Source organism: Sphingomonas sp. PvP056, assembly GCF_040549155.1.
GTDB lineage: Bacteria > Pseudomonadota > Alphaproteobacteria > Sphingomonadales > Sphingomonadaceae > Sphingomonas.
Genome location: NZ_JBEPST010000002.1, coordinates 442,839 through 468,181, shown reverse-complemented (window position 1 = coordinate 468,181; position 25,343 = coordinate 442,839). Strand labels below are relative to the sequence as shown.

The window sequence follows — 25,343 nt, the reverse complement described above, 5'->3', positions numbered from 1 at the left end:
GCGTCCTGTCCCTTGCACGCACCCGCGCCGCCGACTCCGTCGCCCCGGCAAAAGCTCGCCTTCCAAGGAGTGTCCCTGCATGACCATCCGTTCGCTGTTTCTCGCGTCGACTTTGCTGGCCACCCTTTCCGCTCCGGCTGTCGCGCAGCGCGCCTTGCCCACGGCAGTCGCCCCCGATCCGGCGGTTGCCGCGATCCGCGACAAGGCGCTGCAGGACGACGTCGCCTATGACATCGTCTCCGGCCTGACGACCGAGATCGGCCCGCGCCCGGATGGCTCCCCCGCCGAGGAACGCGCGCGACAGTGGGCATTGGTCAAGCTGAAGGCGCTCGGCTTCCAGAACGTCCGGATAGAGCCGTACGAACTGAAGAACGTGTGGATTCGCGGCGTCGAAACCGCCGAAGTCGTCGCCCCCTTCCCGCAGCCGCTTCGGCTGACCGCGCTCGGCAATTCGGGCGCGACCCCGGCCAAGGGACTGACGCTGCCAGTCGTCTATTTCCCGAGCTTCAACGATCTGCTGCTTGCACCCGCCGGCAGCCTGAAGGGCAAGATCGCGTTCGTGTCCAACGCGATGCAGCCGACGCAGGACGGCTCCAGCTATGGCAGCCAGGGCGGCGCGCGCTTCCTCGGCCCTAACGTCGCCGCAACGAAGGGCGCTGCCGCGATTGTGATCCGGTCGATCGGAACCGATCATGGCCGTGGACCACATGCGGGCACGACCAACTTCGCGCCGGGTGTCACGCCAATCCCCGCCGCCGCGCTGTCCGTCGCGGATGCGGAGAATCTCGAACGCATGTTCAAGACCGGCAAGCCCGTCTCACTGCACCTCACGCTGACCCCGACCGTCGTCGCCAGCCGCACCTCGGGCAACGTCGTCGCCGAAGTCCCCGGTTCTGACCCCACGGCTGGCATCGTGTTGATCGGCGGCCATCTCGACAGCTGGGATCTTGGCACCGGCGCGATCGACGATGGCGCGGGCGTAGCGATCACCGCTGCAGCCGCGAAGCTGATGATGGCTGCAGGGACGCCACGCCGAACGATCCGCGTCGTGTGGTTCGGGGACGAGGAAACCGGCGGTTTCGGTGGCGAGGCTTATGCCAAGGCACATGCGACCGAGCAGCACACGATCGCATCCGAATCCGATTTCGGCGCTGACCGTGTGTGGCGCTTCAACGCCAACCTGCCCGACAGCGCCAAGCCGGTGGTCGATCGCCTCGCCGTCGCACTCGCGCCGATCGGCGTGGTGCGCGGATCGGACAAGGCGCATGGCGGCACCGATGTCGAACCGACGCTGGCGCTCGGCGGCGGTGGGATTGACCTCAACCAGTCGGGCTTGCGCTACTTCGATTACCATCACACGCCCGAGGATACGCTCGACCTGATCGACCCAGCGCAGCTTCGTCAGAACGTTGCCGCCTGGGCGACGATGCTCGCGGTCGTCGCCAACGCGCCTGAGACGATCGGACCGGTCCGTACGAAACAATGACCTCGGCTCGTCGCAAATATGGCTGAAACATGGCAGAACTGTATCGCCAGCCGCGATTGCGGATTGACGCACCGCAGCGACCCGTTATGCCACCGGTCTTCGCGGCGGCACCTGTCGCCGCGAAATGCCTTATTTGCTTGGGAGCAATTGCATGAAGAAGACCGCCCTTGTTCTCGTCGCCGCCGGCCTGGTTTCGCTCGCCGCCTGCAACAAGAACCCAGAAGCTGCTGCGATCGAGAACAATGCTGACATGGTTGCCGACGCAGTCGACAACAACGCAGCGATGATCGACGACATGGCGTCGAACACCTCGAACGCCACGGCTTCGGCAGTGCTCGACAACAAGGCCGACACGCTTCGCGACCAGGCTGACAACATCCGTGACGCAGGCGACGAAATGGCTGACAACGTCCAGTAAGGACGTTGGCGCCGGGCCATTGCTCGGATGCTTGAAGAAAGGGCGCTACCGCATCGCGGTGGCGCCCTTTTTTCTTGCCCGGCGACCCGGCGAGATTATTGTTGTGTCTGCGCGATCATCGCGTCGAGTGCGGCAAGCCGCAGGGCGATTTCTTCGCGATACGGTGCCGCCCGCGGTGACAAGGCCAGCGCCCGCGCCCAATAGGCGCGCCCTTTGCGGAAATCCCCCGACTGGACATAGGCCAGCCCCTCGAAGAACGGCGGCGCGGGATGTTCCGGTGCAAGCCGTGTGGCCTGATCGAACGCCAGCCGTGCCGCGGGCGACACCGCACCGCCGTCATGCTGAGCGATCGCGGTGCCCAGCCCGGTCCACAAGGTCAGGCTTCGCGGATATTGGTTCGCCCCCATCAGCACGATGCGAGCACCGCTGTCGCGGCTACCGCTGCGCATCAGTGCATCCGAGGCAATGAGATAGGCGCCGTCCCCGGTGAAGCGCCCAAGCATCTGGTCGCGCAATTCGATGACTTGCGGGTAGACCGCGACCGGATCGGCATTGTCCTGCACCGGATGACCGGGCAATCCGGCGCGTTCCTGTATCGCATAGCCCGCTGCGCCGAGCATAAGCGCGGCCCCGACCGTCGTCCACAGCGTGCGTGCCACGCCCGCGATCCAGAGCACCGCGAAGGTCGCAACCCCGAACAGCACCAACATGACCCAACCGCTCACGCGCGTGCTTCCGAACCTGTATCCATGCCAAGACCATGCGCGCGATCCGCGCGACGGGCAACCGCGAGCACAACCTGTGCGTTGCGTCCGCGTCTTCCTTGCAGGATAATTTTATGAAGAAACTCATCGCGTTCGACCTCGACGGCACGCTTGCCGAGAGCAAACAGCGGATCGGCGAACCAATGGCAACGCTATTGGCGAACTTGCTGGAGGTGGCGCACGTAGCGGTGATCTCCGGGGGTGACTGGCCGCAATTCGAGACGCAGGTGGTCACCGCCCTCCCCAATCAGGCCCGTCGAGATCGCCTGTTCATTATGCCCACCACCGGGACCAAGCTGTACCGCTTCGAGAACAGCGCATGGGTGCAGGTCTATGCCGACGTCTTCCCGTCCGACCAGCGAGACCATATCCTGCAAGCGCTCGATGCGGCGGTGCGCGAGGCTGGGTTTGCCGACGAGAAAATCTGGGGTGAGCGAGTCGAGGACCGCGGCAGCCAGATCACCTTTTCGGGACTCGGGCAGCAGGCACCGCTCGACGCAAAGAAGGCGTGGGATCCCGATTTCGCCAAACGCAAGGCGATGCAAGTGCTGTTGCGCAAGGCGCTCCCCGATCTGTCGGTCAACATCGGCGGATCGACGTCGCTCGACATCACGCGCAAGGATATCGACAAGGCGTATGCGATGCGACGGCTGTCGGATGCCTCGGGCATCGCGACCGCGGACATGCTGTTTCTAGGCGACGCGATCTACCCCGGTGGCAATGACGACGCTGTGCGCGCCGCGGGGATGGACACGATCGGAGTACGCGACGTGGAGGACACAATGACAGCCGTGCGGGCGATCATCGCATGCCTGAGATAGGGTAAACTAAATTGATTGCTGCTTCCCCGGCGAAGGCCGGGGCCCAGTAGTAGAGGTCGCTGCAACTGAGCGCAGCGCCCGGAGACCTACCGTTTCACTCCTGGGCCCCGGCCTTCGCCGGGGAAGCACTAAAATTGAGGGGGACGCGCGTTACGCGCGCCCGATCAGCTTCCGTGCCATCGCGTCGGCAACGTCCGACGCCGGCGAACCCGACCGTTCGCTCTCGTCCCAGATCGCGACCAGACGGTCCGGGATGCGCGCGATGCGTGATTCGACTTCGGCCTGGTCGCCATGCCCGAGATATTCGAGCCCGACGTTGATGATTCCGCCCGCGTTGATGACGTAATCCGGCGCGTACAGAATGCCGCGCGCCTGCAGCGTCGCACCCTCTGCCTGCGTCGCGAGCTGGTTGTTCGCGCCGCCCGCAATGATCTTCGTCTTGAGCGCGTCAATCGATTCCGGCGTCAGGATCGCGCCAAGCGCGTTCGGGCTGACGATGTCGGCTTCGGTCGACAGGATCGCGTTTGCCGGAACGGTGTGGCCACCGAGCTCTTCGGCAAGCGCCTGAGCACGTCCCGCGTTGACGTCCGACAGCGTCAACCGCGCGCCGTCCTTGGCGAGCAACCGCGCCAGACCGCCACCGACGCTGCCGACGCCCTGGATCGCAACGTGCACGCCGCGCATGTCGTCCGCGCCCAGACCGCGCTTCGCTGCCGCCTTGACGCCGAGATACACGCCCATCGCGGTGTACGGCCCGGGATCGCCGCCGGCGCTACCAGCCGCAACGGGAAGACCCGAAACATGCTTGGTCATGGTCGCGATCGTCTTCATGCTCGCTTCGGACATGCCGACGTCTTCCGCCGTCACGTACCGCCCGCCGAGCGATTCGACCGCACGACCAAACGCCTCAAGCTGTGCCTGGGTGATCGTGTCGCCCGGGTTCGCCGCGAGCACGACGCCCTTGCCGCCGCCCATCGGCAGATCGGCCATCGCGTTCTTGAAGCTCATTCCGCGCGACAGACGCAGCGCATCGGTGATGGCGCGCTCATGATCGGCGTAATGCCAGAACCGGACCCCGCCCGCCGCCGGCCCGAGGGCGGTCGAATGGACCGCGATCACAGCCCGCAGGCCGCTCGACGGATCGGTGAAGAGATGGACGCCTTCGTGGTCGTCGAAATCGGGGAAACCCCAGCCGGTGGTCAAAGCGAATTCCTGGCTGCTAGAAAGAATGGGGCGACCGACGGGACTTGAACCCGCAACATCCGGCATCACAAGCCGACGCTCTAACCAATTGAACTACGATCGCCGCAGAGTGAGCGCCCCTAGCGGGACCAAGGCCCCACCGTCAAGAATGCTCGTTCAGAAATTACCGTCTATTGTGAGCATATGCCCTTTCGACGTCGGTCGGAAGCCGCCAAGCTCGAGTTTTTGCGCAGCCGTCGGGTCGCTCGCGCGGACGGTGAGCTGCGCGACGAAACGCCCCGATTGCCACAACCGGAGGTCGACTCGCTCGGTCCCCGCCTGACTGGCAAGCGGCAGCAGCAACGCCCCCGCGTCACAACGCGCATTGCCCGAAAGCCCCTGCCCCAGAGCGATTCCCGCGATGTCTCCACCGAGCACCGCCCTGACCCGGCCTTCTGCCTTGTCGCAATTGCCGTCGCGGTAGCGCACGCTGACATCGTCGAGCTCGAGGCCTGTCACCGGCAAGGGCGCGAACACATTCCCGGCGGGCAGGCTCGCGGTCATGTCGTCGATCCCGACGGCATGACGCGACGCGCTGATCGCACCGCGAATCGTCCGCGACGCTGCGGACGAATCACCCGTGGCCTGACCAGCGACGTCGATTCGCGCCCGCCCGACCGCAAGCGGCCAAGGCGATAACCGTGCCGCAAGATCGCCCAGCGCGACCGACCCGACCTGCGCCTCGCGCAAGCCGCCGAACCAGACACTGCCCGTCGCTTCGCGCGCAGCGACCCGCGTCTGGCTGAGATCGAACCAGCCAAGTACCAGCCGCAGCGGAAGAAGCACGACCAATGCGAGGACGAACACAGCACCGAATAGCGCAACCGGTCCGGTGCGGAGGCGAAACCGCGTCACTGTCCGCGCGCCCGCAGCGTCATCTGCGCAGCGACCGTGCGATCGCCATTGTCGGTCGTCGTCAGTTGCTCGACCAATATGCCCGTGGCTTCCAGTTCGGCGACCCACCCGGTCAGCGCGCCCGGGCGCGCCGACGCGATCGAGATCGCGACACGGTCCGTTCCCTGCGGCGTCACCGCCGCCAACGCGAACCCCGCATCGTTCGCGCGGTCCCGAATGACGGTTTCGATCGGCTCCTGCAGCGGCGCGACCCGTTCGGCTTGGGCCGCCTTGACCGCATCGATCCGCACCTGCGTCTCGCCCAGCGCGATCGCATCGGTCGCGTGGCGGCCGCGTTCGGACTCGAGGATGTCGTTGAGCGGCACAATCAGGAGGTACGCAAACGCGAGCAGCGCAATCACGCCGCCTGCGAGAACCAGCCGTTGCTCGCGCAGCGTACGGGCGCGATACCAGAAAAGCAGGCGTTCGGTCATCGCGGCTTCACCGTCAGTTCCCCTGTAAGCCGGCCGCCGGTCGATACCAGCTGACCTGGGGTGGTCGCCTCGAACCCGGCGGCAGCGATTCGGCGGCGCAAATCGAGGATCTGGCCTTCGTTCTGCAACCCGACCGTCACGCGCAACGCCCCGAGCGAATCGAACGATACGGTACGCAACTCGGTCCCCGGCGTCGCCTGGATCGCCGCGAACACCGCCGCAGTCGTCCGGGTGAAGCCCTGCCCGCCCCCGCGCAGCCGCTCGAGCCGCGCGTCGAGCTGCCGATCGGCATCGCTCACCGCCTCGCCCCGCGCCAGCCCGCTACGCGCGAGCAGGTCGGTCCGTCGCTCCAGTTCGTTGGCCGCAGTAGAATATTTGATCAGCAGCACGATCGTGATCAACACCGTGACGCCGAAGATCGCGACGCTCAGCCACGCCAGCCGCCGGATCAGCCCCCAATCCACCCCGATCTTGCGACGCCGCTCGAATGCGCCCTGCCGCAGATCGAGCGCAGGGGCGGTTACCGCCGCAACGATCGCTGCTTCGACATCAGCGCGCGCCAGCACTTCGGGTGCAACTCCTCCGGTGACGAGTTCGGTCAGCCGCGCCTCGTCCGCGAAGCCGCTGGTCGCGCTGCGCACCACGCCCTCACCGCCGAGATCGGCGCGGACATAGCCGGAATCGGGGCGCGGCAGCAGCATTGGTGCCGGGAGCACCATATCGGGGTCGACGCCGTTCGCGGCGAGCGTGTCGAGCCACTGCTGCATCTGCCCTGCCGCAACCACGCCGATCGGCCGCTCGACCGCATCGCCCTCGCGTCCGACGGCGACGTGCAATGCGCCGATCGGGGAGGCGCTGGCATCCGCCGCAAGCAAGCGCGCCGCAGTGACCGATTGTGCAACCGATCGATCGGGGAGTTCGGCCCAATGCAGTGTCACCGCGTCCGCCGGCACCACCGCGACATGCGTCCGCTCGGCATCTGCGGCGATATCGGGAAACCCTTCGCCCCGCCCCGCAACGGCGCTGCCCGCGATGTGGAGCCAACGCCACGGGAGGTCGGACGTCGGCAGGAAGAGGACTAGCGTGTCGGTCATGGTCGCTCGCCCCATTGCCGCGAGACGAGCCGCGCGGGAAGGGTTGATGCATCGATCAGCCCCGATTGTTCGAGAACGGTCCCGCCCAGCGTCACATCGACCTTGAGCGTGAACCATTTGGTGGTGACATCGGTCTGGCCGACAGCGAGCTCCGTACCCCCGGTAACGGCGGTCTGCGCCCAGAACGCGGAGGCGGTCGCGAAACCGGTCGGCGGACGCCGCAGCAGCACCTGCCGCGCGCCTTCCACCGTCAGCGTGCCCGGCAGCAGCATCGCCAGCAGCGGTGCCTGTTCGGGAAGCAGCGTGTTGACGTTGAGCTTGGCCGGTTCGGCCTTGGGCAACGTACACAGCCACGGCCGCAGCTTCTCGTAATCGGTGCGCGAGACCCCGTTGACCGCGCGCAGTTCGCTCGGATCGCTCATCAGCGTGTTGCCGGTGCGATACCCCTGGCGTCCCCCACCATAAGACGAATCCTCCACCCCGCCGCTGTCGAGCGGGCTGTTGTCGGTATCGAGCCAGTCCGCGGTCGCAGCAGCAATCGCGTCGGGAGAGCGGGCATTGGGGTCGACCAGTCGAATCAGTTGCGCGAACACGGTGCGTGCCCGGGTGTAGGCGGCGAAGGAACCCGGTGTCGTCTCGACCACAAGGCTGTTGAGGTTGAAGCAATTTCCTCCGTCGGTCACGCGAGCGGTCGCGCTGCCGTTCGGGATCGGCAAGGCGAAAGGCGTATCGCTCCAATTGCCCTGCAGCGTCACGCGCTGCCGGCTCTTCTGGAGCAGGTCGGTGACCTTGACGACCGCGAGCGTCTCCGCCGCGAGCGAATAGGCGCGCGCCTGGTCGAGCGCGACCGCATTGCCACCGAGCCGCGTCGCAAGCCGCAATTTCTCGAGCGCGGTGCCCGCGAGCACCGCGATTACCGCGACGAGCAGCAGCACCGTCAACAGCGCCGCGCCACGCTCGCCCGGGCGGGAGGGATCAGTTGACGCCGACATTGGGCCGCCTTGCATAGCCGGTGCCGACCAGGAACATCTGCCGCGTCTCGATCCCGTTGGTGCGCAGGACCCGCAGTTCGACCGCATCGGGCAGTGGGGCCTGCACGCTGCCGGTCCAGCGATCGCTCCACGCGCCGCGGATCCGATAGCGCAACAGGACCTGCTTGACGCGGGGTACCAGCGCAGTCGGCGGGAGCGGCTGCGCGCCGTCGAGCATCGGATAGGCGACCCGTGCAAGCGCGCCGTCGATGACCGCATATTCGACCTTCTGTACTTCCGCGCGCGGATTCCCGTCGAGGTCGCTCCACCCCCCGCGGGCAAAGCGCAACATGGGGACGGCAGTCGGTCCCGAGCCGCCGACGAACGACGGGGTGACCGCCCCATTTTCGTCGCGCACCGGGCGATCGAGCGCCTGCGCGAAATCGGCGGTCATGATCGAGCTGAGCTGGTTCATCCCCGAAACGTCGTCGAGCTTGGCAGCCGTCGCACCCTGCGCCCGCACCGAGAAGGCAAGCAACGCCACCCCCGCCGCGGAGAGCAGCCCGAAGATCAGGAGCGAGATCATCACCTCGATCAGGGTGAAACCGGATTCCCGGCCATTGGCGCGCCCTCCTCCTCCCCTCTCTTCTGCTTCCCCGGCGAAGGCCGGGGCCCAGTCGGAAAGGTCGTGGTAACGGAGCGCAGCCGCCGCCATGCCCGGCCCGCTACTGGGCCCCGGCCTTCGCCGGGGAAGAGACAAGGACGAGAGCAAAACAGGAGGAACCCTCATGACCGCGTCGCCCCGTCGCGCACGACCGTCAGATGCCCCGCGCTCCGTCCGCCTGAATCCATCACCGTGACGTCGATCTTCAGGATCCGCGCATCCCCGGTCGGCTGCACCACGCGAGTCCACGCCCACGACCGCCCCCCGTTCCGCTCGATCCCGCTCGCCACGCCAAGCGTCGGCGCGCGCGCGTCGGTCATCGCGGTATAGGCCACGTTGCGCGCGACGATCTGCGCCATCAGCGTCGTATCGAGTGTCGACGCCCCGCGGATCGTCGCCCCCTCCAGCCGGATCAGCGCAAGCGCCGCCAAGCTGAACACCGCGAGCGCGACCATCATCTCAATCAGCGTAAATCCCCGCTCGGCAAGGCGCGCGCGCTCAGGCACCGATCTTGACCCGCCCGTCATTCCCGATCCGCACCGTCAAATTCTGGGTCGATCGATGCAGCACGACATCCATCGGCCGATCCGCACTACCGGTCGAATCGAACAGGATACGGTCGCGCGCGCCCGATGCGGGGACCGCCTCGGTCCCCTTGCTCCAGCGCGTTACGCGGAGCGGCTTCTCGCTCATCGCGACCCACTCCCCCCCGCGCCGTGCATCGAACCCATAGCCCCCCGCCGACACCCACACGCTCACCGGCCGCGCGGTCACCACCGCAAGGTCATGCGCCGCCCGCGCGCGCGCCGCGAATTGCGCCGCCTCGTCGCGCAACCGTCCACGCGGATCGGGCAACGCCAGCACGACCACGGCACTCGCCAGCCCGATGATCGTCACCACGATCATCAGCTCGATCAGCGTGAACCCCGCGTCGCGGGAGGTCAGCTTACTGCCAGCTACCGATGTCGGCATTGACGCCTTCGCCGCCTTCCTTCTTGTCGGCGCCGAGCGTCCAGATGTCCGCCTCGCCATGCTGGCCGGGGGCGGCATAGAGATACGGCTTGCCCCACGGGTCGAGCGGGAGCTTCTTGATGTAACCGCCACGCTGATACTTGCTCGCGTCCGCATCGGCGGGGGCGCTGACCAGCGCCTGCAACCCGTCCGAGGTCGACGGATAGGTGTCGTTCTGGAGCTTGTAGAGATCAAGCGCGCCCTCGATCTGCGCGATGTCGGCCTTGGCCTTGGTGATCTTGCCCTTGTCGCCCAGCGGCAGGACATTGTACGTCACGATCGCAGCGAGCAGCCCGAGAATGACGATCACGACCATCAGCTCGATCAGCGTAAACCCCTGTTCCGATGAGCGAACGCGGCGATTGAGAGCGGGGGTGGCAGGCATATCCGTCATAACAAACCTCATTGTCCGGCAAGCGTGTTGAGCTGCAGGATCGGTAACAGGATGGATAGCACGATCGTCGCGACCACGCCCCCCATCAGGACGATGATGATCGGCTCCAGCAGCGACAAAGCCGTTGTCGTGAACCGGTCGAATTCGCGCTCGAGATAGTCCGCCGCGCGCTCGAGCATGTCGTCGAGCTGCCCCGCGGTTTCGCCCGACGCTGCGAGATAGGTCAGCAGCGGCGGAAACACGCCCGTCCGCCGCATCGCCGCCGACAGGCTCCCGCCGCCACGGATCGCCTCGACGATCTCGTCCGACGCTGCCTTCAGCCGCAGGTTGCGGATCGTGCCCCCGGTCAGCGCGAGCCCTTCCAGCAGCGGCAGGCGGCTCGCCACCATGGTCGCGAGCGTCCGCGCCATTCGCGCGGCGTGCAGATCGCGGAACAGCCGCCCGATCAGCGGCACACGCAGGATCCACGTATCGAAGCGCAGCTTGACCGCGGGGTTCTTGAGCGCACGCCAGAAACCGATCCCGCCCAGCACGATCGCGAGCAACAACGCCCACCAATAGCTCACCATGAAGTTCGAGATGCCCATCACGATCCGCGTCAGCAGCGGCAATTGCTGCCCGACCGTATCGAATTGCTCGACCACTTGCGGCACGACGAACACCATCAATGCGGTGACGACCGCCATCGCGACGACCGCGAGCACCGATGGGTAAGCGAGCGTGGTGATGATCTGCCCGTTGATCTCGGCCTGGCGTTCGAGCAGCACAGAGAGGCGTTCAAGAATGACGGGCAACGACCCCGAGGTTTCGCCCGCCGACACCATCGCGCGGTACAGCGCGGGGAAGCTCTTGCCTTCGCGCGCCATCGCCTCATGGAGTCGCCGTCCCTCGACCACCCCCGCATGAACCGAATCGACGATCGCGCGGACATGCTCCTGCTCGGTCTGCCGCGAGATCGTGCGCAGCGACTGTTCGAGCGGCGACACGCGGTTGAGCGTCGCGAGCTGGCGCGTGAACAGCGTCAGTTGCTTGATGCTCATCTTGCGGGTGCCGAGGCGGAAATCGGAAAACAATGGCTTGCCGCGGGCGGCGGCGGCGGCACGGCCCGAGCCGGGTTCGACCTTGACGACGTACAGTTTGCGCCGGTCGAGCAGCACGCGCGCATCCTCGATCGACGGCGCGGCAACCTGCCCGCGTGCCTCGCGGCCCTTGGTGTCGATCGCGAGGTAATCGAAGTCAGGCACGATTTACTCCCCACCCTGGAAGAGCGCCGGGTGAACAGCGCCCCGCGCTGTTCAGGCCATGCCGGGGGCATGGCCGACTCGGCGCTGGGCTGGGGGTGGGTCGGTATGAGAAGAGGACAGACCCAGCCACGAGCCGACCCACCCCCGGCCCCTCCCTTCTAGGGAGGGGAGGAAGCAAAACCTCACTCACCCGCAGTCTCCGGCAACGGCATCGGTGCTTCCGCATCCGCCATATCGCGCCTGGAGATGCGAACCGCTTCCTCGGGCGTCGTCATCCCGTCGCGCACCAGCGCGCGCGCCGCACTGCCGAGATTGGGAGAGTGTAGGAACGCGTGCCGCGCGATGATCGATTCATCCCCGCCGTCGTTGATCAGCCGCCGCACGGTGTCATCGATCCGGATCGCCTCATAGACGCCGACCCGGCCCTTGTAGCCGGTCCCCTGGCACTGCTCGCACCCGACCGCCTCATAGACGATCGCGCCTGGATCAAACCCGAGCAGCGCCGAAACTGACCCCGTCGCCTGCACCGGCCGCCGGCAATGTTCGCACAGCCGTCGTACCAGCCGCTGCGCGATCACCGCGCGGAGCGTGGACGCCAGCAGGAACGGCTCGACCTTCATGTCGCGCATTCGAGTGATCGCGCCGACCGCGTCGTTGGTGTGGACCGTCGAGAGCACAAGATGCCCGGTCAAAGACGCCTGCACCGCGATTTCGGCGGTCTCGCGGTCGCGGATTTCGCCGACCATCACGACATCGGGATCCTGCCGCAGGATCGCGCGCAGCCCCGCCGCGAAGGTCAGCCCGACCTTGGAATTGACCTGCGTCTGCCCGACGCCCTCCATCGCATATTCGACCGGATCCTCGACCGTGAGGATGTTCCGGCTGCCATCGTTGAGCAGCCGCATCGAGGCGTAGAGCGTCGTCGTCTTGCCCGAGCCGGTCGGCCCGGTGACGAGGATGATCCCGTTCGGCTCGGTGATCGCTTCCTTGAGCAACTGGTTGATCGCGGGCGTCATTCCGAGCACGTCGAGCGTGATCCCCGCATTCTCCTTGTCGAGAATACGGAGCACGACGCGCTCACCCGCGCGGCTCGGCAAGGTGGAGACGCGGACGTCGAGCAATTTGCCCCCCAGCGTCAGCCCGATGCGGCCATCCTGCGGCACGCGCCGCTCGGCAATGTCGAGCCGCGCCATGACCTTGATGCGGCTGACCACCACCGGCGCGACATGCGGTGGCATCCGGAGCGTCTCGCGCAGCACGCCGTCGATCCGCATCCGCACGACGAGGCCGGTTTCATAGGGTTCGACGTGGATGTCCGACACGCCGTTCCGCGCAGCATCGGCGATGATGCCGTTGATGAGGCGGATCGCGGGCGCATCGTCTGCAGTATCGAGCAGGTCGTCCGCGGTCGGCAAGTCGCTCGCCAGCACGTCGAGTTCGTCGCCGAGGCCAAGCGTTCCGGCGGCCATCGCGGCGGCCTGGCCGTCCATCCGATACGCTTCCGAGAGCAGGCGGTCGAATTCGGTCGGGCTTACGAAGCCGACGTCGAACGGGCGCGCGAGGTGGCGGCGAAGTTCGAGCAGCACCTTGGGGTCGGCGCCTTCGCGCATGGCGATCGCGAGGTGGCTGTCGGTGCCGGGCGCGAGCACGACGCCGAACCGACGCGCGAAGGCGTAGGGGATGGTGATGTTAGGGACACTTAGCCCCTCCCCTTCAGGGGAGGGGTTGGGGGTGGGGGGTGTCTCACCGAGAGCCAGTCCTGCCGGACTGCCCCACCCCACCCCCTCCCCCGAGGGGGAGGGGCTATCTGACAGCGGAACCCCCGTCACTTTCCCCTCCGCCGGATCACGGTCGAACTCCGCTGCACCGGCAGTGCGATCCTTGGATCGTCCACATTCCCCAGCACCGGCGCACTCGGGATCGGCGGCGCTGCCCCCAGATACTCACGCACCAACTGGTCGATCGACGGCTCCACATCGGGGTCCTGCAACCCCTGCTGCAACCGCAGATAGCCATACCGCTGTTCGGTCAGCTTCCGACTGTCGTCCGCCGTCCGCAAGATCGTCGGCCGGATGAAGATCATCAGATTGGTCTTGGTCCGCGACTTCGCCTTGGACCGGAACAGGTTGCCAAGCGCGGGGATGTCCCCCAGCAGCGGGATCTTCTGGATCGTCCGCCGCTCGTTATCGTCGAGCAACCCGCTGATCACCGCAATGTCGCCATCGTCCACTGTGCGGACCGTCTCCACTTCGCGCTTGTTGAGGATCAGGTCGCTATTATCGCTCGATACCGGCCCAGCGATCGAACTCACCTCAAGCCGGAGGTTGAGCTTCACGGTCCCGCTCGAATTGACCTGCGGACGCACGGTCAGCTCGATGCCGACATTCTGCCGCTGGGTCGTGCGGAAGGCATTGTCGAAATTGTTCGACAGCGCCTGCCCCGTGGTGATCGGGATTTCCTGCCCGACCAGGCTGTGTGCTTCCTGATTGTCGAGCATCACCAGATGCGGGACCTGCAGCAGGTTCGACGTGGTGTCGCTCTTCACCGCGTTGATGATCGAGGCGAAGATCGTATCGCCGATCTTCCCGCCAAACCCGCCGAACCCGCCGCTCGCCCCGAGGATCGAACTGAGCGCGGATTGCGCGAGCGTATCGCTCACCGTGCTGTTGGTGCTGGTGGTGACGGTTGCACCGTTGATCGTCGTCGTCGTCGTGTTGAGCTGCCGCGCCGCGACCGCGCCCGCGATCGTCAACAGGCTCGGCGCGGTGTTGGAGAAGCTCGACGCCGCAAACACCCCGCCCTTCAGATTGCCGATCGCGAACTGCGCACCGAGCTGGCTCGCGACCTGATCCGACACTTCGGCGACGATCGCCTCGACCAGCACCTGTTCGCGCCGCGTGTCGAGCTGGCGCACGACCTCGGACAATTGCCGCTGCACTTCGGCGGGCGCGGCGATGACGATCGCGTTTGCGCCGACGAAACGCGTGACCACAGCCGCAGTGCGCCCGCCCTGCGTGCTGATCGCAGCCTGTCCTGCCGTGCTGCCGGGAGCGGTCGTATCCTGCTGCACCGCCGGGGTATTGGCCTGGCGCTGCGAGCTGTTGTTGCCGTTGCTGCCGGTCGGGTTGCTGTTGTTGCCGAAGTTCGACTGCGACAATTGCTGGTTGGTGATCGGCGACGGAGTCTGCCCGACGAGCTGCTGCAACACCGGCAACAGTTGCTCGGCGTCGGCATTCTCGAGGAAGATCACCTTGATTTCGGTGCCGTTCTTGGCGCGGCGATCGAGATCCTCCGCCACCGCGACCAGCCGTGCGACCGTCGACGCATCGCCGCTGATCGCGACCGAGTTGGAGCTTTGCACCGCAACCACGCTGGTACCGTTGCTGCTCGGTGCAGCAGCCCCCGCGGTCGCGCCAGCACCGCCGCCGCCACCGCCGCTTTGCCCGGCGAGCGACTGGAGCGCGGTCGCGATCTCGCGTGCGCCGGCGTTCTTGAGCGCGACGACGCGGGTCGAGGCATTGTTTGTGTCGATCCGCCGCAACACTTCGCGCACGCGCCGCACGTTATCGGCGAAATCGACGATCACTAGCGTATTGCCACTGCGGTTGGCGGACACCGTCCCCTGCGGCGAGACCAGCGCGCGGACCGTGTCGACCGCGGACTGCGCATCGACCGAGCGCAATCGGACGATCTCGGTCACGAAGCTGTTGCTCTGCGCCCCGCGCGACCCGACCCGGCTCGGTTGCGACGCGGCATTGTCGATCGGCTGGATGCGGAAGCTGCCGTTGGTGGTCGGCACCGCGACCAGTCCGTTGGCGCGGAGTGTCGACAGGAAGATCTCGAAATATTGCGACTTGCTCACCGGGTGATCGGTGACGACCGTCACCTTCCCCTGCACGCGCGCATCAATGATGAACGTCCGCCCGGTCACGCGCGCGGCATCCGCGATGAACGCACGAATGTCGGCGTCGCGTACGTTCATCGTCTGTTGCGCCGTCGCAGTGCCGGCGGATGCGAGCGCGAGTACGGAAGCAAGTACGGGCCGGAGAATCAGTCTTTTCATTGACCCGCAATCGTAAGGGTAAGGGGAACAACCTGTCCGCCGCGTTCGACCGACAGGGAAACGGTGCCGCCACGGGCAAGCTGCGGACCAAGCCGCTCGATATCGGCCTGACCGCTGACCGGACGTCCGCCGATCTGTGTCACGATGTCGCCATCACGCAAGCCCGCCGCGCGGAATGCTGCGCCGGATCCTTGCGATCGCACGGTCAATCCACTGACCTTGCCGCCGTCGATCCGCGGGATGAAGCCGACGTCGCTGCGCAGCTGCGCGGCGGTGACGCCTTGCGGGATGCTGGCGGGTGCGGGCGGCATGCCGGGCGCGGGCGGCGGCGGCCCGATGCGATCCCCCATCCCGCCCATCAACGGCGCGCCGGATGGCGGTACTGCGGGTGCGGGTGCCTGCTCGGCCTGGGTGATGAACAGATCCTCGGCGCGCCCGCCGCGCTCGATCGAGACGTGATCGAACGCGACCGACTTGAGGATCACGCCCGGCGAGATTTCCTGCCCGACGCCGATGCTCTGCTGGACGCCGTCAGGCCCTGCGATGATCGCCGACCCGCCGCCTTGAGCCTCGTCGATCCGCGTGCCGTACAAAGTCAGTTGCAACGTCGTGATCGCCGCAGGCCCCGCTGCGTCACCACCGCTTGTGCGGAAGAACGGATCGAAGCCGCGCAGGATCGCTTGCGGCGACCCTGCGATCACGCCCTGTTCCGGCCGCCAGGTCCCAACCGGTCCGACTGGCGTGATCACGGCATAGACCAGGCGCGCGGACTGGATCGCCAGCACCGCGATCAGCGCCAGCTCCAATCCCGTATAGACTGTCGTGACGGGAAGGCGTCGCAGAATGGCCCGCGCCCGCGCATCCAAAACCAATCGCATGCGGACATATTCCCCGATCAAAGCCCTGCTAGGCAACAGGTGTTACAGTCCGGCGTCATCGCTGTGAACCTTATATGGCACCGACATACACTGGAAAATACCTGGCAGATTTGGCAGGAAATACGCATGACCCATGTGCTGAATTACGGATCGGGATACCCTGCGGACGCACTGGTCGCGCATTTGATCACCCAGCCCGGTGTCCAGCGCGTTCCGAGCCCGAAACTCACGCTGTTCATCAAGCGTCACTTCATCGGCGCGGCGACCTGCGCGGCGTTGTGCGCGGCGGTCGATGCCACACGGCGGCCCTCCACTTTGTCCGATGCCAACGGCGACGCGGCCTTCCGGACGAGCGAGACCGGCGACCTCGACCAACGCGATCCGCTGACGATCGACCTGAACGCCCGGATCGCCGCGCTCACCGGGCTCGATCCGGTCTTCGGAGAACCGATCCAGGGGCAACGCTACGCGGTCGGCCAGGAGTTCAAGGCGCATACCGATTATTTCGAGCCCGACGGTGTGGACTATCCCCGCTATTGCGGGGTCGCGGGCAACCGGACGTGGACCGTGATGATCTACCTCAACGAGCCCGAGGCCGGCGGCGCGACGCGCTTCAAGGCGATCGACAAGATCGTGCAGCCCGAGACCGGCAAGCTGCTGGCATGGAACAACCGCCGCCCCGACGGAACGCTCAACCCGGCGACGCTGCATCATGGCATGAAGGTCCGCGCGGGGACGAAGTACGTCATCACCAAATGGTTTCGCGAACGGCCGTGGGGCTGACCGCCGCCGCCTCTGCGCCGGTAAACAAACAGGCGCGGAGGCGATACGGCATCAGAACGTCGTGCTGAGGCCGAGCGACAGGACGCGGCCCAGCCGGTAGCGGTTGACGAACACCTGGTTGCCGTTGCTGAACGTCTGGCCTTCCTGATAGCGCGTCCCCGTCAGGTTGCGCGCTTCGGCCTTCAGCTCCCACTGTCCGCCGGCAACCTTGAACCCCTGCCGCGCGACGAGATCGAGCCGGATGCCCGGCTTCTCGATGATGTCGGGCTGGAAGCCGGTCCCGCTCAGGTTGGACGGGCCACGATTGGTCACGCGGTCGCTCGCGTAGTTGAACAGCAAGGTGATCTGCGACAGCGACGCCTTGTCCTCCAGCCCGACCTGTACGTTGACCAGATGTTCGGACTGCCCGGTCAGCGGCGCGCCATCGCGGAATTGCAGATTGGCGGGGCCGAAACCGGCGCCACACCCGCCGAGCGTCTGGTTGAGTACGTTGGGCACGCAACTGATGTCCGCTTTGATCTTTGACTTGGAATAGGTGTAATTCGCGATGAACAGCGCCCGCCGCGTCGTGAAGAAGCTGCTGTCGAGGAAATCGAGCGGGAAATACTTCTGGAGCTCGACCTCGGCCCCGTACAGCGTCGCCTTGGGCAGGTTGGTGAAGCCGGTCTGCAACCGGTCATCCGCACCGGTGTAGAAACCGACTTGCTCGACCGGGTTCTTGATCAGTTTGTAGAAACCACCGAGCGTGAAGCGCTGGTCGCGTGCGAAGAACCATTCGAAGCGGCCTTCGTAATTGTACAGCTCGGAATCGCGCAGCAGCGGGTTACCGAAGAACAGGCGATCCGACTCCGGATCGCGGAACTGCTGCGGTGCCAGTTCGCGGAACTGCGGACGCGAGATCGTCTTGGAGCCGCTCGCGCGCAACTGCATGTTGTTGCGGAAATTCCACGTCAGCGTGAGCGCGGGCAGGAAGTAATCGTTGTTCAGCCGCGTCGTCGCCGAAGCAACCGGCGTGACGCGCTCGTCCGCAGTCTCGTAGCGCACGCCGATCGTGCCGCGCACGCCATCGAGGACTTCGGCTTCGATCTGGCCATAGCCCGCGTGGATATCCAGCGAAGCGTCATAGGCATAGGCACCCAGCGGCGTACCGAACTGAAGTTGCAGATTGTTCGCCGCGATCGAATCCGCCCCGACCAGATAATCCGGCCGCAGCAGGTTCCACGGATAGGCCGGCGCAGTGCCGCCGCCGTCCGCGGTCTGGTAATTGAACTGCAAACGAGTCGAGGTGCGGTCGGTCGCCGAATAATAATAGCCCGTCGACAGCGTCACCGGCCTTCCGAGGTCGAGCTTGTAGGTCAGGTCGCCCTGCGCGCTGTACAGATCTTCGTCGAGTTCGCTGAAGATGATCGAGGCGAAGGGCGAGAAGCGCCGCGTCGCCTGATACGCGCCATCGCACCGCTCGCCGCCGATGCCGTTCTGCTGCGTCTCCTTGATAGGCAAGCCTGTCGTCGTCACGTTCGAGCAGAGATAGTCGAACTGCCGCTCATACGGCGCGTCGCGCTTCGAGTTGGCGTAGGCCCCGCGCACGTCGAGATGCAGCGCGTCGGTCACCTTGAACTCGCCGACCATCTGGCCTTCGATCAGCTGACGTTCGAACCAGTTGGTGTTCTGCTGGAAACGCCGACCGCTGGAATTGTTGTAGACGATCGCGGTCGATCCGCGCCCCTGCTTGAGCGTATCGTGGATATAGACGCCGGTCGCACGGATCGTGTTCGGGCCGAACTCATAGCCGAGTCCGAGCAGCGCGTTCGCGACGATCCGGTTGTCGGTCAGCAACGTGTTGTAATCGTTGCGCAGCGTGCCGTCGGGCGAAACCGAATCCTGCTGCTGCGTCAGGCGCGTGCGGAAAGTATTGCTCGCGCTGACCGAGGCGATCACGCCGATCCGGTCCGCGCCGAGGTCGATCACCTTGCCGCCGCTGATCTCGCCGGAGAAATTGGCGGGCAGGCTGTTGTTGCGCTGAAGCAGCGTCGTGCGCGCATTGGTCAGCTGTGCGACCTGCTCGCTCGGGATGATGCCCGTGCCGCCGGGTGCATTCTTGATGAAGTCGGGAACGGTGCGCGTGCCGTCGTCATAGCCGGTCCAGTCGCTGCGCCCGCCCGCATAGGTATAGCCGAGCTCGCTGGTCGTCACCGTATCCGCCGCGATCGATCCGCCGAACGAGAGGAAGTCCTTCTTGGGGATCGCCTTGGTCGTCAGGTTGATGACGCCGCCACCGAACTCACCCGGATAATTAACCGAATAGGTCTTCTGCACCAGCGCCGACCCGACGATCGTCGTCGGGAAGATGTCGAGCGGGACCGAACGCCGCAGCGGCTCAGGGCTCGGCAAGGGCGAGCCGTTGAGCATCGACGACGAATAGCGATCGCCAAGGCCACGCACATAGACGAACCCGCCACCGACGACGCTGAGGCCAGCAACGTGCGCGAGCGCGCCCGCGATGTCGCCCTCGCCGGTCCGCGCGATGTCCGCGCCCGACAGGACCGAGACGATCTGCGGGGTCGAGCGGATGACGTTGGGAATGTTGCGCCCGACGACGACGATGTCCGCGCCCTGGCTGCTGTCCATGCCGGGTGCCGAGACTTCGACCTGCTGTTCGGGGTCACCCGCCTGTTCGGCGGCGGGGGTGGCCACCGGATCACCCGCGCTTTGCGCCGAAGGTGCTGCGGCGGGTGGCGGCGTGGTCGCGGCGGGGGCCGGAGCGGTCTGCGCGAGCGCCGCGGGCGACACCAACGTGGAAGTAAGAAGAAGGAGTGTCCCGAAGGCGAGGCGCTTCTGCATGGCCTGTATTTCCGATCGATATGTCATAGGCAAATGCCGGGGCGGCGCTTAAGCGGCCGCCCCGGCATCAACTGCGCGATGGTCCGGGGCTGAGGCTCAGCGGCCCTGGCAGGAGAAGTAGATCGAGTTGAACACCGGCGGCCCGACATCCTGCAGCGCTGCGTCGGCCGGACGGATCGTCGTGCGACCGCCCGCGGTCTGCTCGCCTGCGATCAGGTTGATGCACGCGACGGTCGCCGGGGTCTTCACTACGCCGTTGACGAAGGTCATGTCCGCACCACCGCGCAGACGGATCGCTGCCGGGGCGAGCGCAGTCTGGAGGAAGGTGAAGTTGGCGTACCGGCCGAAGGTGCGCGGCAGCAGGTCTTCCGCATTGTTCGAGTCGATCTCGGTCGAGAAGGAGTCGGCGGTCGCCCCGATCGTCCGCTGCGCGGTGATCATGAACTGGATGAACCCGCGGAAGCCGTTGTCGATGTCGAAGCCGTCATCGTCGGCACCGGTCATTACCATATACTTCATGTTGGTCATGCCGCCGAAGATCTCGACGCCGTCATCCGCCGAATTGTGGCTCTGGACGTGATCGATCACCGTGCCCGACCCGGTGCCGCCGAGCGTCAGGCCCTGCAGTTCGTTGCCGTCGCTGATCGCGATGCCGCTGTAGCGGATCTGGACGTACTGGAAGTTGCCGCTGCTGTCGGCCTTGGTCGGGCCACCGTAGAAGCGCCCGGTAACGCCTTCGATCGCCTGCTGGCAGGTCGTGCTGGTGCCATCCGCATTGTTCGGACCCGTGCCGGTGGCGCACACGCCGACCGGCGCGCGGCCGAGGATGATCACGCCGCCCCACTGCCCCTGCGTCGCATCGCTGACGCCGTTGGTGGTGAGGTTCTGCTGCGAGGTGAAGATAATCGGGTTGGCGACCGTGCCGACCGCGTTGATCTTGGAACCACGGTTGACCAGCAGCAGGTCGTTGGTCGTCTCGGTCGAATCCGCTGCGATGACGACGCCCGCCTCGATGTTGAGCACCGCGCCATTGTCCGCGCCGGTCGTGCCGACGTCGGTGCCGACTTCGGTCTGGCCGCGCAGGCGATAGAAAACGCCCGCGATCTTGGGCAGGTTCAGCGTGCCGTTGATGACCGACGGCAGGCGGCAGGCGCGGAACGTCTGGACGAGGCCGTCATCGGTCGTGCCCGTCGGGCAAGCCGCCGCTGCGCCGCCTGTGCCGACCGCCGGAACCGCGGTGCAACGGGCGCCAGCGCCGCCGAATTCCGCCGATGTCGAGTTGCAGGTCCAGCCCTGGAACGCGGTATCGGTCGGGCCATTAAGCGCGCCGACATAGTTGGTGCTGGTGAAGAAGCTGTTGATCGTCGACGGGTCGAGCGCCGTCGTCAGCGAAGCCGCGGTCGTCGGGTACACGCCGTTCAGCATGTTGGTGCCGCTGACGTTGTTGTTGGTTCCGGCGTTGACGAGCGCGAGCTGCTCGTCGGCGGTGATCGAGATGCCGTTGACCGCAGTGACCGCGGCGAACTGCGCTGCGGTGATGGCTGGGGTCGGCGTCGGGGTCGGAGTTGGCGTGGGGGTCGGCGTCGGTGCGGGCGTGATGACCACAGTACCTGCGCCCGGCGAAGCAACATCGTTTGCTCCGCTACAGGCGCCCAGCGCGACGGCGGCGGTGGTCACCATGAGAACGGTGCTGAAACGGTTGAAGCTGGCCATGGGTCACTCCCGAATGTGATCGTTGCGCGCGGGCATGTTTGCCCTGATCGATTCGGAACCCCCTTATCGACCCTGCTGCCGCTGCCGTTACGGATGGGACATGACGACTTGATGTGTTTTCCGGGTCAGTTCCGTGACACGGTCATGACAGCAGCGTGACACTGCCGGTGCGACACGCCGCCCGGCCGATGCGAAGGACGTACGACCCGAGCGCTTCGCAGGCTGTTTGAAGCTGTCCTTCGCTACCCGGTGCAACAAACGAAAAAGGCCCCCAACTCGCCGAGTTGGAGGCCTTTTCTATTGGTGGGCGCGGCAGGGATTGAACCTGCGACCCCACCCGTGTGAAGGGTGTGCTCTACCACTGAGCTACGCGCCCGTCGCCAGTGTCGCTGTCGCGATCGGCTAAACGGATCGAAGCAGCCGGCGGCCGCCCCGTTGGATCAGTCCTTAATCCGGGCGAACCGCGCTTTGCAAGCGTTGCGGCCAGGAAATTCGCAGGATCTCAGTTGACCGAGTCCTTCAGGCCCTTGCCAGCCTTGAACTTCGGCTGCGACGAAGCCTTGATCGTCATCGGTTCGCCGGTCCGCGGGTTGCGGCCGGTCGATGCCTTGCGCTTGCTGACCGAGAACGTTCCGAACCCGACCAGACGCACTTCATCGCCAGCCTTAAGCGCTGCCGAGACCGCATCGAACACGGCTTCGACCGCCTTGCTCGCATCGCCCTTCGTCAGCCCCGACGTATCGGCTACCGTTGTGATCAATTCCTGTTTGTTCATCGCGACCAAACCCCCGTTACAATTAGAAAAATGATTCCCAGCCCGAGGGCCGCGGGCGCATAAAGGCGGGTCCGGGGGGGGCTGTCAAAACAAAAAGCAAGGCCATGCGACCGACGTAGGAGCGAATGCGACAATCAGGACACACCGCAAGACCTCGCCGTAGACGGCGCGTACATCAATGATGCACTTCGCCGCCTACAGCAGCCACCCCGGCGGGAGGCTGTGCCGCGAGATCATCGGCTTCACTCCATTCGATCGCCTCGAGCGGCCCGGTCAGTGCCAACCGCAGCACTTCATCGACGTGGGACACCGGAATGATCTTCAGGCCGTTCAGAATATTATCTGGAATCTCTGCCAGATCTTTCTCATTCTCCTGCGGAATCAACACAGTCGTGATGCCGCCCCGAAGTGCCGCGAGCAGTTTCTCCTTCAACCCGCCAATCGGCAGGACACGACCACGTAGCGTAACCTCGCCCGTCATCGCGATATCGCGGCGCACCGGCACCCCGGTCAGCGTCGAGATGATCGCGGTGACGATCCCGATCCCCGCCGACGGACCGTCCTTGGGAACGGCCCCTTCGGGCAAATGGATGTGGACGTCCTTGCGCGCGAACAGGCTCGGCTTGATCCCGTAGGAAGGCGAGCGTGCCTTGATGAAGCTGAACGCGGTTTCGATCGACTCCTTCATCACGTCACCGAGCTTGCCCGTGATCTTCGCTTGGCCACGTCCCGGAACCGTGACGCTCTCGATCGTCAGCAGCTCGCCGCCGACTTCGGTCCATGCAAGACCGGTGACCGCACCGATCTGATTCTCCTCCTCGCCGATGCCGTGGCGATACTTCTTCACGCCCGCGAAATCGGAAAGGTTCTCCGCGGTGATCGTGATCGCAGTGTCCTTGTTCTCCAGGATCCGGCGCAATGCCTTGCGCGCCAGCTTGGCGATCTCGCGCTCGAGCGTGCGAACACCGGCTTCGCGCGTGTAATATTGGATCAGCGCGCGCAGACCGTCGGTGGTCAGCGTGAACTCACCCGGCTTCAGTCCATGCGCCTCGATCTGCTTTGCGATCAGGTGACGCTCGGCAATCTCAACCTTCTCGTCCTCGGTATAGCCCTCGAGCCGGATGATCTCCATCCGGTCAAGCAATGCCTGCGGGAGGTTCAGCGAGTTCGCGGTCGTCACGAACATGATGTCCGACAGGTCGACGTCGATCTCGAGATAGTGATCCTGGAACTTGCCGTTCTGCTCGGGGTCGAGCACCTCGAGCAGCGCCGACGCCGGATCGCCGCGGAAATCCTGTCCGAGCTTGTCGATCTCGTCGAGCAGGAACAGCGGGTTGCTGGTCCCGGCCTTCTTGAGGTTGGTCACGATCTTGCCCGGCAGCGAGCCTATATAGGTGCGGCGATGCCCGCGGATCTCGGCTTCGTCCCGCACGCCGCCGAGCGACTGGCGGATGAACTCACGGCCGGTCGCCTTGGCGATCGACTTGCCGAGCGAGGTCTTGCCGACGCCGGGAGGACCGACGAGGCACAGGATCGGCCCCTTCAGCTTGTTGGTGCGCGCCTGCACGGCGAGATATTCGATGATCCGGTCCTTGACCTTCTCGAGCGCATAATGGTCCTCGTCGAGCACCGCCTGCGCCGCCGAGATATCCTTGCGGATCTTCGACTTCTTGCCCCACGGCAAGCCGAGCAACACGTCGAGGTAGTTGCGCACGACGGTCGCTTCCGCCGACATCGGCGCCATCGTCTTGAGCTTCTTGAGCTCGGACGTCGCCTTGCTGCGCGCTTCCTTCGACATCTTGAGCGTCGCGATCTTCTGGGTCAGCTCGGCGATCTCGTCGCCCTCGCCTTCCTCGCCCTCGTTGCCAAGCTCGCGCTGGATCGCCTTCAACTGCTCGTTGAGGTAATATTCGCGCTGGGTCTTCTCCATCTGGCGCTTGACCCGCGACTTGATCTTTTTCTCGACCTGCAGGACGCCGAGCTCGCCTTCCATGAAAGCGAACACCATCTCGAGCCGCTTGGCCGGATCACGCTCGACCAGCAGCGCCTGCTTGTCGCTCACCTTGACCTGGATGTTCGCGGCGACCGCGTCGGCGAGCTTGCTCGCATCCTCGATCTCGCCGAGCTGAACCGCAGTTTCGGCAGGGAGCTTGCGGTTGAGCTTCGCATAATTCTCGAACTGATCGACGACCGAGCGCATCAGCGCGGACACTTCGGTGTTCGGCGCAACGGCTTCTTCCGTATCGTCCTCGCCCTCGATCATCTCGACCTGCGCGGAAAGATACCCTTCGACTTCGGTTAACTCGCTCAGCGAAGCGCGGCGTTTGCCCTCGACCAGCACGCGAACCGTCCCGTCGGGGAGCTTGAGCAACTGCAACACGGTCGCCGTCACGCCGATATCGTACAGGTCGTCGCGCGCGGGATCATCCTGCGCGGGGTCGAGCTGGGCGACGAGGAAGATCTCCTTGTCACCGGCCATCGCCGCCTCGAGCGCCGCGACCGACTTGTCGCGCCCGACGAACAGCGGGACGATCATGCTCGGGAACACGACGATGTCGCGCAGCGGCAGGACGGGGAAGGAATGCGGGGCAGATGCTTGCGTCATGGATACTCCGGGGTCGCGCCACTCAAAGCGCGTTCTTCCTTTATATGGGGCTAACGCCGCCACCATCAATCGTCACGCGATTTTGACGCGGGAATACGGCGGCATTGTGCCGCAGACGTGGACAATGATGACGTTCGACAGGGTTCGCCCGCGTCAGGCCAGCGATGCGAATTGGGCTTAGTTTGGCACTATCGCCGCGGTTGCGTCCACGCCGTGGCTTGCTCCGTGCCGCTGCTGGCGATAGGCTC

General features: G+C 65.6%; 22 protein-coding genes and 2 tRNA genes. 4 read left to right on the top strand and 20 right to left on the bottom strand.

Annotated elements, in window-relative coordinates; all coding sequences use genetic code 11:
* Positions 1 to 79: 79 nt before the first annotated feature.
* Together ABIC17_RS06450 and ABIC17_RS06445 are read left to right on the top strand one after the other, a co-directional pair.
* Positions 80 to 1,486 (top strand): M20/M25/M40 family metallo-hydrolase, encoded by a 1,407-nt coding sequence (locus tag ABIC17_RS06450; RefSeq protein WP_354280182.1) that lies wholly within the window; start codon positions 80 to 82, stop codon positions 1,484 to 1,486.
* A gap of 151 nt (positions 1,487 to 1,637) precedes the next feature.
* Positions 1,638 to 1,904, top strand: coding sequence for a hypothetical protein (locus tag ABIC17_RS06445; RefSeq protein ID WP_354280180.1), 267 nt, complete (start codon positions 1,638 to 1,640; stop codon positions 1,902 to 1,904).
* Between the two features lie 95 nt (positions 1,905 to 1,999).
* Here ABIC17_RS06445 and ABIC17_RS06440 read toward each other — a convergent pair whose 3' ends face one another.
* Positions 2,000 to 2,629, bottom strand: coding sequence for a tetratricopeptide repeat protein (locus tag ABIC17_RS06440; protein ID WP_354280178.1), 630 nt, complete (start codon positions 2,627 to 2,629; stop codon positions 2,000 to 2,002).
* Positions 2,630 to 2,742: 113 nt separating this feature from the next.
* Between ABIC17_RS06440 and ABIC17_RS06435 the strand changes: the two genes are divergently transcribed.
* Positions 2,743 to 3,489, top strand: coding sequence for an HAD-IIB family hydrolase (locus ABIC17_RS06435; RefSeq protein WP_354280177.1), 747 nt, complete (start codon positions 2,743 to 2,745; stop codon positions 3,487 to 3,489).
* Between the two features lie 150 nt (positions 3,490 to 3,639).
* Here ABIC17_RS06435 and ABIC17_RS06430 read toward each other — a convergent pair whose 3' ends face one another.
* From ABIC17_RS06430 to ABIC17_RS06365, 14 genes are all read right to left on the bottom strand, one after another.
* Entirely contained in the window at positions 3,640 to 4,692 is a 1,053-nt protein-coding gene (locus tag ABIC17_RS06430) for a Leu/Phe/Val dehydrogenase (RefSeq protein ID WP_354280176.1), read from the bottom strand.
* A 26-nt stretch (positions 4,693 to 4,718) separates the two neighbouring features.
* Positions 4,719 to 4,795: transfer RNA gene (locus ABIC17_RS06425), tRNA-His, on the bottom strand.
* 53 nt (positions 4,796 to 4,848) lie between these two features.
* Positions 4,849 to 5,586, bottom strand: a complete 738-nt coding sequence (locus tag ABIC17_RS06420) for a type II secretion system protein N (protein WP_354280175.1) — start codon at positions 5,584 to 5,586, stop codon at positions 4,849 to 4,851.
* Positions 5,583 to 6,059 (bottom strand): type II secretion system protein GspM, encoded by a 477-nt coding sequence (gene gspM / locus ABIC17_RS06415; protein ID WP_354280174.1) that lies wholly within the window; start codon positions 6,057 to 6,059, stop codon positions 5,583 to 5,585. The genes ABIC17_RS06420 and gspM overlap by 4 nt, the downstream gene beginning before the upstream one ends.
* Entirely contained in the window at positions 6,056 to 7,153 is a 1,098-nt protein-coding gene (gspL, locus tag ABIC17_RS06410; protein WP_354280172.1) for a type II secretion system protein GspL, read from the bottom strand. The genes gspM and gspL overlap by 4 nt, the downstream gene beginning before the upstream one ends.
* Positions 7,150 to 8,145: a type II secretion system minor pseudopilin GspK gene (gene gspK / locus ABIC17_RS06405; protein ID WP_354280170.1), complete on the bottom strand. Its 996-nt coding sequence runs from the start codon at positions 8,143 to 8,145 to the stop codon at positions 7,150 to 7,152. Before gspK ends, gspL begins: the two co-directional genes overlap by 4 nt.
* Positions 8,129 to 8,839 (bottom strand): type II secretion system minor pseudopilin GspJ, encoded by a 711-nt coding sequence (gspJ, locus tag ABIC17_RS06400; RefSeq protein ID WP_354280168.1) that lies wholly within the window; start codon positions 8,837 to 8,839, stop codon positions 8,129 to 8,131. The genes gspK and gspJ overlap by 17 nt, the downstream gene beginning before the upstream one ends.
* Positions 8,840 to 8,910: 71 nt before the next feature.
* A complete protein-coding gene (gene gspI / locus ABIC17_RS06395) occupies positions 8,911 to 9,294 on the bottom strand; it encodes a type II secretion system minor pseudopilin GspI (RefSeq protein WP_354280167.1) in 384 nt (127 codons plus the stop codon).
* Positions 9,287 to 9,760, bottom strand: a complete 474-nt coding sequence (locus tag ABIC17_RS06390; protein WP_354280165.1) for a GspH/FimT family pseudopilin — start codon at positions 9,758 to 9,760, stop codon at positions 9,287 to 9,289. Before ABIC17_RS06390 ends, gspI begins: the two co-directional genes overlap by 8 nt.
* Positions 9,735 to 10,193: a type II secretion system major pseudopilin GspG gene (gene gspG, locus ABIC17_RS06385; protein ID WP_354280163.1), complete on the bottom strand. Its 459-nt coding sequence runs from the start codon at positions 10,191 to 10,193 to the stop codon at positions 9,735 to 9,737. The genes ABIC17_RS06390 and gspG overlap by 26 nt, the downstream gene beginning before the upstream one ends.
* Before the next feature lie 8 nt (positions 10,194 to 10,201).
* Positions 10,202 to 11,437, bottom strand: a complete 1,236-nt coding sequence (gene gspF / locus ABIC17_RS06380) for a type II secretion system inner membrane protein GspF (RefSeq protein ID WP_354280161.1) — start codon at positions 11,435 to 11,437, stop codon at positions 10,202 to 10,204.
* 182 nt (positions 11,438 to 11,619) lie between these two features.
* Entirely contained in the window at positions 11,620 to 13,194 is a 1,575-nt protein-coding gene (locus ABIC17_RS06375) for a GspE/PulE family protein (RefSeq protein ID WP_502958425.1), read from the bottom strand.
* A 68-nt stretch (positions 13,195 to 13,262) separates the two neighbouring features.
* Positions 13,263 to 15,500 (bottom strand): type II secretion system secretin GspD, encoded by a 2,238-nt coding sequence (gspD, locus tag ABIC17_RS06370; RefSeq protein WP_354280160.1) that lies wholly within the window; start codon positions 15,498 to 15,500, stop codon positions 13,263 to 13,265.
* Entirely contained in the window at positions 15,497 to 16,378 is an 882-nt protein-coding gene (locus ABIC17_RS06365; RefSeq protein ID WP_354280158.1) for a type II secretion system protein N, read from the bottom strand. The genes gspD and ABIC17_RS06365 overlap by 4 nt, the downstream gene beginning before the upstream one ends.
* Positions 16,379 to 16,504: 126 nt before the next feature.
* Here ABIC17_RS06365 and ABIC17_RS06360 point away from each other — a divergent pair, with 126 nt between their 5' ends.
* The gene (locus tag ABIC17_RS06360; RefSeq protein WP_354280156.1) at positions 16,505 to 17,161 is read left to right on the top strand and encodes a prolyl hydroxylase family protein; all 657 of its coding nucleotides are present in this window, start codon (positions 16,505 to 16,507) and stop codon (positions 17,159 to 17,161) included.
* Between the two features lie 51 nt (positions 17,162 to 17,212).
* Here ABIC17_RS06360 and ABIC17_RS06355 read toward each other — a convergent pair whose 3' ends face one another.
* The 5 genes from ABIC17_RS06355 to lon all read right to left on the bottom strand — a co-directional run bounded on the left by ABIC17_RS06355 (position 17,213) and on the right by lon (position 25,095).
* A complete protein-coding gene (locus tag ABIC17_RS06355) occupies positions 17,213 to 20,002 on the bottom strand; it encodes a TonB-dependent receptor domain-containing protein (RefSeq protein ID WP_354280155.1) in 2,790 nt (929 codons plus the stop codon).
* 96 nt (positions 20,003 to 20,098) lie between these two features.
* The gene (locus tag ABIC17_RS06350) at positions 20,099 to 21,715 is read right to left on the bottom strand and encodes a beta-helix domain-containing protein (RefSeq protein WP_354280153.1); all 1,617 of its coding nucleotides are present in this window, start codon (positions 21,713 to 21,715) and stop codon (positions 20,099 to 20,101) included.
* 301 nt (positions 21,716 to 22,016) lie between these two features.
* Positions 22,017 to 22,091, bottom strand: a tRNA-Val gene (locus ABIC17_RS06345).
* A gap of 126 nt (positions 22,092 to 22,217) precedes the next feature.
* Positions 22,218 to 22,490 carry an HU family DNA-binding protein gene (locus ABIC17_RS06340; RefSeq protein WP_277971343.1) on the bottom strand — a complete coding sequence of 91 codons (273 nt, stop codon included), beginning with the start codon at positions 22,488 to 22,490 and terminating at the stop codon, positions 22,218 to 22,220.
* 175 nt (positions 22,491 to 22,665) lie between these two features.
* Positions 22,666 to 25,095, bottom strand: coding sequence for an endopeptidase La (gene lon / locus ABIC17_RS06335; protein WP_354280151.1), 2,430 nt, complete (start codon positions 25,093 to 25,095; stop codon positions 22,666 to 22,668).
* Positions 25,096 to 25,343 lie beyond the last annotated feature (248 nt).

Bases quoted from the DNA above. Each gene is read 5' to 3' on its own strand.
- ABIC17_RS06450 (WP_354280182.1), top strand. From the start codon at position 80: ATGACCATCCGTTCGCTGTTTCTCGCGTCGACTTTGCTGGCCACCCTT.
- ABIC17_RS06445 (WP_354280180.1), top strand. From the start codon at position 1,638: ATGAAGAAGACCGCCCTTGTTCTCGTCGCCGCCGGCCTGGTTTCGCTC.
- ABIC17_RS06435 (WP_354280177.1), top strand. From the start codon at position 2,743: ATGAAGAAACTCATCGCGTTCGACCTCGACGGCACGCTTGCCGAGAGC.
- gspM (WP_354280174.1), bottom strand. From the start codon at position 6,059: ATGACCGAACGCCTGCTTTTCTGGTATCGCGCCCGTACGCTGCGCGAG.
- gspL (WP_354280172.1), bottom strand. From the start codon at position 7,153: ATGACCGACACGCTAGTCCTCTTCCTGCCGACGTCCGACCTCCCGTGG.
- gspK (WP_354280170.1), bottom strand. From the start codon at position 8,145: ATGTCGGCGTCAACTGATCCCTCCCGCCCGGGCGAGCGTGGCGCGGCG.
- gspJ (WP_354280168.1), bottom strand. From the start codon at position 8,839: ATGGCGGCGGCTGCGCTCCGTTACCACGACCTTTCCGACTGGGCCCCG.
- ABIC17_RS06390 (WP_354280165.1), bottom strand. From the start codon at position 9,760: ATGCCGACATCGGTAGCTGGCAGTAAGCTGACCTCCCGCGACGCGGGG.
- gspG (WP_354280163.1), bottom strand. From the start codon at position 10,193: ATGACGGATATGCCTGCCACCCCCGCTCTCAATCGCCGCGTTCGCTCA.
- gspD (WP_354280160.1), bottom strand. From the start codon at position 15,500: ATGAAAAGACTGATTCTCCGGCCCGTACTTGCTTCCGTACTCGCGCTC.
- ABIC17_RS06365 (WP_354280158.1), bottom strand. From the start codon at position 16,378: ATGCGATTGGTTTTGGATGCGCGGGCGCGGGCCATTCTGCGACGCCTT.
- ABIC17_RS06360 (WP_354280156.1), top strand. From the start codon at position 16,505: ATGACCCATGTGCTGAATTACGGATCGGGATACCCTGCGGACGCACTG.
- ABIC17_RS06355 (WP_354280155.1), bottom strand. From the start codon at position 20,002: ATGCAGAAGCGCCTCGCCTTCGGGACACTCCTTCTTCTTACTTCCACG.
- ABIC17_RS06350 (WP_354280153.1), bottom strand. From the start codon at position 21,715: ATGGCCAGCTTCAACCGTTTCAGCACCGTTCTCATGGTGACCACCGCC.
- ABIC17_RS06340 (WP_277971343.1), bottom strand. From the start codon at position 22,490: ATGAACAAACAGGAATTGATCACAACGGTAGCCGATACGTCGGGGCTG.
- lon (WP_354280151.1), bottom strand. From the start codon at position 25,095: ATGACGCAAGCATCTGCCCCGCATTCCTTCCCCGTCCTGCCGCTGCGC.